Annotated in this window: 6 protein-coding genes; 1 reads left to right on the top strand and 5 read right to left on the bottom strand. The window is 69.7% G+C overall.

The window, feature by feature from the left end; genetic code table 11:
• Positions 1-236 precede the first annotated feature (236 nt).
• Together GX015_RS04255 and GX015_RS04250 are read right to left on the bottom strand one after the other, a co-directional pair.
• Positions 237-719: a methylated-DNA--[protein]-cysteine S-methyltransferase gene (locus GX015_RS04255; protein WP_155868661.1), complete on the bottom strand. Its 483-nt coding sequence runs from the start codon at positions 717-719 to the stop codon at positions 237-239.
• A gap of 34 nt (positions 720-753) precedes the next feature.
• Entirely contained in the window at positions 754-1,677 is a 924-nt protein-coding gene (locus GX015_RS04250) for a hemolysin III family protein (protein ID WP_291343040.1), read from the bottom strand.
• A 63-nt stretch (positions 1,678-1,740) separates the two neighbouring features.
• On the opposite strand from GX015_RS04250, the gene GX015_RS04245 reads away from it, so the two are divergent.
• Positions 1,741-2,424 carry a DNA-3-methyladenine glycosylase I gene (locus tag GX015_RS04245; RefSeq protein ID WP_291343038.1) on the top strand — a complete coding sequence of 228 codons (684 nt, stop codon included), beginning with the start codon at positions 1,741-1,743 and terminating at the stop codon, positions 2,422-2,424.
• 162 nt (positions 2,425-2,586) lie between these two features.
• On the opposite strand, the gene GX015_RS04240 is transcribed toward GX015_RS04245, so the two are convergent.
• The 3 genes from GX015_RS04240 to GX015_RS04230 all read right to left on the bottom strand — a co-directional run bounded on the left by GX015_RS04240 (position 2,587) and on the right by GX015_RS04230 (position 5,841).
• Positions 2,587-3,489 carry an alpha/beta fold hydrolase gene (locus tag GX015_RS04240; RefSeq protein ID WP_291343037.1) on the bottom strand — a complete coding sequence of 301 codons (903 nt, stop codon included), beginning with the start codon at positions 3,487-3,489 and terminating at the stop codon, positions 2,587-2,589.
• Positions 3,490-4,079: 590 nt separating this feature from the next.
• A complete protein-coding gene (locus GX015_RS04235; RefSeq protein WP_046650392.1) occupies positions 4,080-4,973 on the bottom strand; it encodes a cation diffusion facilitator family transporter in 894 nt (297 codons plus the stop codon).
• 67 nt (positions 4,974-5,040) lie between these two features.
• On the bottom strand, positions 5,041-5,841 hold the full coding sequence (locus GX015_RS04230; protein WP_291343034.1) for an amidohydrolase family protein: 801 nt from the start codon (positions 5,839-5,841) through the stop codon (positions 5,041-5,043).
• Between the last annotated feature and the right edge of the window lie 324 nt (positions 5,842-6,165).

Genomic DNA, 6,165 nt, shown 5'->3' with positions numbered 1-6,165 from the left:
ACTCCGTCGCGGGGGCGGCGCCTTTCGTGGCGGTAACGACGGCGGCGCCTTCCGTGGCAATAACGGCGGTGCCATCAGCGGTGCCTGCGGCTGCGGCGGTCTCCTTGGCTGCGGGGCTCTCGGAATGGTTGGCGCGTTCGCTCATGCCCCCACATTAGCTGACACGTCAACACCAACGCCGCCCACGAGATCGGGATTCCGGGCCCCGATCACGAACTCGTCGAAGGCAGGGCCCGTCAACGACGCGGCTCGACGACACCCTCCAGCTCGAGCAGCGCGCGCTTCATCGACTCCCCGCCGCCGTATTTCCCGATGCCTCCCGACGCGGGCACGACGCGGTGGCACGGGATGAACATGGCCAGCGGGTTCGTGGAACACGCCGTCCCCGCCGCCCGCGCCGCCTTCGGGAAGCCGGCCAGCTCGGCGAGGCCGCCGTAGGTGACGGTCTCGCCGAAGGGGACGCCGGACAGAGCCGCGAGGGCACGACCGCGGAAGCCGTCGCCGAGGTCGACGTCGAAGGGCACGTCGAACTCCCGGCGGCGGCCCGCGAAGTACTCCCCCAGCTGGGACTGCGCATCATCGAGGATCGCCCGCGCCGCGGGATCGGCCTCGGAGCCGCGGGGGGCGACGCGGCCGTGCAGCGACACCTCCACCAGACCGCGCGACGACGCCGCAAGCCCCAGCGGGCCGAGCGGTGAATCGAACAATGCGGTGGCCATGCGTTAAGGGTAGCCGCACCGCCCCGCCTGCCGCCTACGCGGCGACGGCCAGCCAGATGGCGATGTGATGGAGCGTGGCGGCGATAATCGTCGCCGCGTGGAAGACCTCGTGGAAACCGAAGAACCGCTTCGACGGGTTCGGCCACTTCAGCGCATAGACCAGCGCACCGAAGGTGTAGATGAAGCCGCCGACGCCCAGCAGAATGGTCACGGCGGGGCCGAGGCCGGTCCACAGGTTCGGGATCTCCCAGATGACCAGCCAGCCCAGCAACAGGTAGACGGAAACGCCCAACCACCTCGGGTGATTGACCCACACCACGTTGAGCAGCACCGCGAACAGCGCACCCGCCCAGCACAATGCGAGGAGCAACCCGGCGCGTTCGGGCGGCAGCGCCATCACCGACACCGGGCCGTAGGTGCCGGCGATGAACACGGCGATCATGGCGTGGTCGGCGCGGCGCCACATCAGCACCGCGGACTCGCTGCGCCACGGGCCCAGGTGATACAGCGCGGAGACGCCCATCGACCCGATGAGGCACACGACGTACAGCGCCGACATCCACGTGGCGATGCCCACCCCGTGCTCGACCGCCGTGACCACGATCAGCGCGATGCCGGAGCCGAGGAAGCCCCACGTCGAGCGTTCGTGGAGGACGCCGCGCAGCAGCGGGCGGGGGCCGCGGTCGAAGCGCGGGCGCCGGCGGGGTCGCGGGATCTTGCCGGACGTCGACGCGCCCGGGCGGGCCCTGCGCTCCTCGTTGGTGAGCGGCGCCGCCGTGGCCCCCGCGGTGATGTCGACGTCGGACGGCGCACCGGCGTCATCGGTGCCGGCAGTGCCATCGGCCGCGGCGGTGCCAGCGGAAACCGCACCGGAAGGCACGTGCTGCCGCAGGTCGATGCGTGATCGGTCGTCGGGCATGGCCGTGGCGTCCGAGTCGTCGGAGGCGTCAGATCGCATGACCAGCAGCTTACGCCCGCGTAGGCGGCCGGGCGCCGGAAACCCGGCACGTACCATCGGCGCATGACCATTTCCCCCGGCCCCCTGCCCGGTCCCGACGGCCGGCCGCGCACGCCATGGGCGCTGGGCAACGACCGCCTGCTGGCCTATTACGACTCCGAGTGGGGCATGCCGGTCCTCGACGAGGCCGGCCTGTTCGAGCGGCTGAGCCTCGAGGCGTTCCAATCGGGCCTGTCGTGGGACGTGATCCTGGCCAAACGCCCGGCGTTCCGCGAAGTCTTCCACCATTTCGACCCCGACCGCGTCGCCGCGATGGGCGACTCCGACGTCGAGCGCGCCCTCGCCGATGCCCGGATCGTGCGCAACCGCGCCAAGATCACGGCGGCGATCGGGAATGCGCGGGCCGTCGTCACGCTCCGCGAGGCCGGGGACCCGCCGACCCTGCCGGACTCCCTGCCGCGCCATGTGCGGGATGCTTTGCGACGGGCCGACCTCCCCCTGCCCGCCGTCGGCCTACCTGCGCTGATCTGGTCGCACCTGCCGGAGGCGACGCCGCGGCCGGCCACCGTCGCGGAGGTCCCCACCACCTCGCCCGAGGCGACGGCGCTGGCGAAGACGCTGAAGAAGCGCGGATTCCGGTTCGTCGGGCCGACCACGGCGCACGCGCTGATGGAGGCGGTCGGCATGGTCGACGGGCACCTCGCCGGGTCGTGGCGGCGCGGGTGCAGCGGACTGTGGGACGAGTAGGCCCCGCGCGCCCCGGCCCAACGGGACACCCACCCCAACCGCACGCCGCCCCGCCCCAACGGCAAACCCACCCCGAATGGCGTAACCCACCCGCTGCAACGGGTGGGTTAGCTCATTCGGGGTGGGTTAAGGCGCCCGACGCGGGGCGTCGTCAAGCAAAAGCTAGACCTTCGACTCCAACCAGGCGATGAGCTCGTCCCACTCCTTCTCGTGGCCCTTGCGGAAGTAGCCGCCGTAGCCGACGCCCTGGCCGCGCGCGGGGCGCGCCTGGCGCTTCTCCACGCCGGCGGAACCGGTGAGACGGTCGGTGATCAGGTCCGCCGAGGACTCCTCGGTCCAGTAGTCGTCCGGGATGCGGATCGACAGGAACGGCTGCGTCGCGCGCGCGAAACGGGCGTCGAAGTCGAACTCGCCGTCGGAGAAGAAGTAATCCTTCTTGCGGGCCCACGCGGCCCACTGGCGCATGACGCCCAGCGGCGGCTCGGACGTCAGCTTCCAGCCCGACGCGGGGATGTGGCCGGTCAGCGTCGCGGAGATCGGGCCGATGATGTTGAACAGGGTGAACGCGCGGATCTTGCCCACCAGCGACGGCACCTTGGAAATGCGCATGCCGCGGCAGTTGATCAGCGCGGCGGCGTCGAACGTGCCCTCCGGGCCGGCGTACGCGATGCCGTGGCCGCCGACGGCGTGGCCGACGGCGAAGTGCGGTACGCCGTCGAATTCCTCGTGCGCCCAGTCGATGACGCCGCAGACGTCCTGCGTGATCCAGTCGGACATGCGGATGTCGGCGTTTTCGGGGTCGGACTTCATGCCGGAGCGGCCGGTGCCGCGGTAGGCGTAGGTCACCACGGCGAGGCCCTGGTTGGCCACGTATTCGGCGAAGCGGTGGTAGAAGCCCTCCGGCACGCCGGTGCCGCCGTGGACGGTGATGACCCCGCGGATCTCGCCCGGGTTTTCCTGGGGGCGGAAGACCGTTCCGCGCAGGAGCAGGCCGTCGGCGGCGGGGATGATCACGTCCCGGCGGGACCGGGGCGCGGACTCCTGGGGGCTGGTCTCGGGGTACATGTCGTCCTTCCCCGCCCCGTTCGCGGGGCGCGTGACTGGTCTTTCGTGGCCGTGTCTGTCGGCCCCGAGTCTATGGTCGCGTGAGGGTGGTCACAGGGGTTTCGGGGAATTTCGGGGTTGGCGGGGCTGCTTTACGACGGCCCCACGTCCGTATCGCCCACCGCGCTCCCCGGAGCACCGTGCCCGTGCCGGCTGTTTTCCGCATGTGTCGGGTCGGGGCCCGCTCGTCGATCCTCCGCTCGAGGCACTTCCCGTTCGTCGACGCCCACTTCAGCTCCGCTCGAGCCCCGCCCGAGCCGCGCCCGAGCCGCGCATTTCAATTTCGTCCCTATTTGGCCGGAAAAGTCGGCGAAATAGGGTCGAAGTTGAAGAATTTCGGCGCTATTCCTTCAACTTCGCACCTATTTCGCCGCGATCGAGCGCGCAAGTGGGACGATATTGAATTGATGGGGACGAACCCATCAACTTCTGCGGCCGCCGCGGCGATGACCTGCGGAAATGGAAAACGCGCCAGACGGCCCTGAAAACGTCTGGCGCGTATGGGAGCAGGCGGACCCGGCCCCAACCCCGCTACGAGGAACCTGCGCGATCTACAAGTCGACGTCGCCGTAGGCGCGCTCGTCTTCGATGGGCTCCAAATGCGAGGCGATGTGCACGCCGGGAAAGCGGTCGCGCAGGTCATCTTCCATGGCGTGGAGAATGTCGTGACCATGTTCGATGGACCATTTTCCGGGCACGAGGAGGTGGAACTCGATGAACTCCTGTCGGCCGGAGACGCGGGTGCGCACCTCGTGGACGTCGATGTTGCGGGCGGGATCGCAGTGGGAGCCGAGGATGCGGTCGACGTCGGCGCGGTCGGGGCCGTCCATGGCCTTGTCCATCAGGCCGCCGCCGGCCTCCATGAGCAGCTTGTAGCCGGTGAACAGAATGTTCAGGGCGACGACCAGCGCGATCACCGGGTCCAACCACCACCACTGCGTGATCCACACCAGGAACACGGCGACGACGACGCCGACGGACGTCCACACGTCGGTCATCAAGTGCTTGCCGTCGGCTGTCAGCGTGATGGACCGGTGCTTCTTGCCCGCCTTGAGCAGGACCAGCGCGACGACGAGGTTGACCACCGACGCCGCGACCGACAGCACCAGGCCCAGGCCGATCTGGTCGATGGGCTGCGGGTTCATCAACCGCCCGATGGATGCGGCGATGATGAAACCGGAGGCGACGAGGATCATCGCCCCCTCGAGCCCCGCGGAAAAGTACTCGGCCTTGGAATGGCCGAACTCGTGGTCGCGGTCCGCGGGCTTGGCGATGACCTTAAGCACCACCACGGCGACCACCGCCGCAACGAGGTTCACCAGCGATTCGGCGGCGTCGGAAAGCAAACCGACGGACCCGGTGACCAGGTAGCCGGAGAACTTCATGACGATCGTCACGATCGCCGCCGCCACCGACAACCAGGCGAAACGACTCAAATCACGCATGGACGGCACTCTACTCCGGCGCATTGGCACCGGCCCATCGGCGCAAGCCGGGCGGCGGGGCGCCGACTCAGTCGAACTTGTGGAACGCCAGCGCGTTGTCGCGCATGACGCGTGGCATCTCCCACTCGCCGAGGACGTCGAGGATGACGTCGACGTCGCTGCGGTCGAAGCGCCGCGCCGCATGGGTGCCCGGCAGGTCCGTGCCGAACATCAGCGCCCGAGGATTCGCGGCGTGGATGCGCTCGAGGGCGTCGGCGACGGGGAAATCGAGGCGTCCGAAGCCGGTGGCCTTCACGCGCACGCCCTCCGCCGCCAGTTCCGTCACCCGGTCGATGCCCTGCTCCGACATGCCCAGGTGGTCGATCGCCACCGCCGGCAATTCGGGCAGCAGTTCGGCGACCTCGGGGCGGGAGGAGACGTCGAAGTACACCTCGGTGGTCCACCCGACGAGGTCGTGGACCTTGCGGGCGAGGTTCTCCAGGTCGCCGACGGCGATCTCCTGACCCTTGAACAGGTTGAAGCGGATGCCGCGGATGCCCTTGGCGTCGAGCTCCAGCACGCGGTCCGCGCCGAGGTCCGTCGTGCCGGTGATGACGCCGACGAAGTTGCGCCCCTCCTCGCGGGCGAAACCGCGCGAGCGGGCCTCCAGCTCGAGTTCCTCCAGCGCCTCGACCAGCGTTTCCTCGCGGGTTTGCGACGATCCACCGACGACGACGCCTCCGACCACGCGCGACCAACGGTCGACGTCGGCCATGCGGTCGGTCAGCTGCAGGTACCTGTCCACGGTGAACGGGGGCGGCGCGAATGCCTTGTCCGGCTGCAGGTCGCGCGCCCCGATGATGTGGAAGTGACAGTCGATGATGTCCATCGCCCTCCGATACTACGTTTGCCGGTGAACGACATGCCCGGCTGCGGCCCCGATGCGGGGGGCCGGTGGGTCACCCGATGCGGGGGCCGGTGGGCCACCGGGCGCGGGTCGCCCCGCGGGCCTGGGCGCGGGCCGGGCTGGCATGCTGGACGCCATGACCGGCCAGCCTTCGACGGAATCCCCCGTTTTCGACGTTTCCGCCATCGGCGCGGGGTTGCCGTTCACCGCGTCCGCCGGCGAACTCGCCCGGGCCCTCGAGGGCCTGGTCGCGGTGGTGCAGGCGCCGCCGGGCACGGGCAAGACGACGGTGGTGCCGCCGGTGGT

This window comes from Corynebacterium sp. (assembly GCF_012837295.1).
GTDB lineage: Bacteria > Actinomycetota > Actinomycetes > Mycobacteriales > Mycobacteriaceae > Corynebacterium.
Note: the sequence above shows the minus strand (reverse complement) of the source record. Positions and strands in the feature narration are given on the sequence as shown.

Coding starts and splice junctions, on each gene's coding strand:
- GX015_RS04255 (WP_155868661.1), bottom strand. CDS start 719: ATGGCCACCGCATTGTTCGATTCACCGCTCGGCCCGCTGGGGCTTGCG.
- GX015_RS04250 (WP_291343040.1), bottom strand. CDS start 1,677: ATGCGATCTGACGCCTCCGACGACTCGGACGCCACGGCCATGCCCGAC.
- GX015_RS04245 (WP_291343038.1), top strand. CDS start 1,741: ATGACCATTTCCCCCGGCCCCCTGCCCGGTCCCGACGGCCGGCCGCGC.
- GX015_RS04240 (WP_291343037.1), bottom strand. CDS start 3,489: ATGTACCCCGAGACCAGCCCCCAGGAGTCCGCGCCCCGGTCCCGCCGG.
- GX015_RS04235 (WP_046650392.1), bottom strand. CDS start 4,973: ATGCGTGATTTGAGTCGTTTCGCCTGGTTGTCGGTGGCGGCGGCGATC.
- GX015_RS04230 (WP_291343034.1), bottom strand. CDS start 5,841: ATGGACATCATCGACTGTCACTTCCACATCATCGGGGCGCGCGACCTG.